This window comes from Pseudomonas sp. NPDC099000, assembly GCF_044759925.1.
GTDB lineage: Bacteria > Pseudomonadota > Gammaproteobacteria > Pseudomonadales > Pseudomonadaceae > Aquipseudomonas.
In genome coordinates this window covers 1-1,102 of sequence record NZ_JBIWAF010000062.1, presented here as the reverse complement: position 1 = coordinate 1,102, position 1,102 = coordinate 1, and the positions used below count along the sequence as shown (strand labels likewise).

Sequence of the window (1,102 nt, the reverse complement as noted above, 5' to 3'; positions counted from 1 at the left end):
ATCAACACGTACCAGGCCAACTAGGAACTGGTTCTCGGCCATTTCGCCTACGCAGAGAACACGACGGTTACCCAGGTGGTCGATGTCATCGACGATGCCTTTACCGTTACGGATGTCGACCAGAGTCTTCAGAACCGCGACGATGTCTTCTTTGCACAACACGCCCGAACCTTCGATCTCGGTACGACCGATACGACGGTTGAACTTCATCCGGCCGACCGCAGACAGGTCATAGCGCTCAGGGCTGAAGAACAGGTTGTTGAACAGAGTCTCGGCAGCGTCTTTGGTTGGCGGCTCGCCTGGACGCATCATGCGATAGATCTCGACCAGCGCTTCCAATTGGTTGCTGGTGGAGTCGATCTTCAGGGTGTCGGAGACGAACGGACCGCAGTCGATATCGTTGGTGTACAGCGTTTCGATGCGAACAACCTGGGCCTTGGCAATTTTTGCCAGGATCTCGGTGTTCAGCTCGGTGTTGCACTCTGCCAGGATTTCGCCGGTTGCCGGATGCACGATGGCCTTGGCGGTAGTGCGACCCAGGACGTAGTCCAGAGGCACTTCCAGGGTCTTGAGACCGGCTTTTTCGATCTGGTTGATGTGGCGCGCAGTAATACGGCGACCAGCCTCAACGATGACCTTGCCCTTCTCGTCCTGAATATCAAGTACAGCGATTTCACCACGCAGACGCGAAGCAATCAGTTCCAGACTGAGGGTTTCGCCGCTCAGGTGGAAAACGTTGGTGGTGTAGAACGCGTCGAGCACTTCTTCAGTGGTATAGCCGAGCGCGCGCAGCAGTACCGATGCAGGCAGCTTGCGACGACGGTCGATACGCACGAACACGCAGTCTTTCGGGTCGAACTCGAAGTCCAGCCACGAACCGCGGTAAGGAATGATACGCGCCGAGTACAGCAGTTTGCCGGAGCTGTGCGTCTTGCCACGGTCGTGGTCGAAGATCACGCCCGGGGAACGGTGCAGCTGGGAAACGATTACACGCTCGGTACCGTTGATTACGAAGCTACCGTTTTCAGTCATCAGGGGGATTTCACCCATGTAGACTTCTTGCTCTTTAATGTCCTTGATCGCTATGTTCGACCATACTATG

1 pseudogene is annotated in these 1,102 nt (G+C 55.8%); it reads right to left on the bottom strand.

The annotated features are described in order from the left end of the window. A pseudogene (rpoB, locus tag ACIQV9_RS28930) lies at positions 1 to 1,102 on the bottom strand (DNA-directed RNA polymerase subunit beta); the annotation flags it as partial.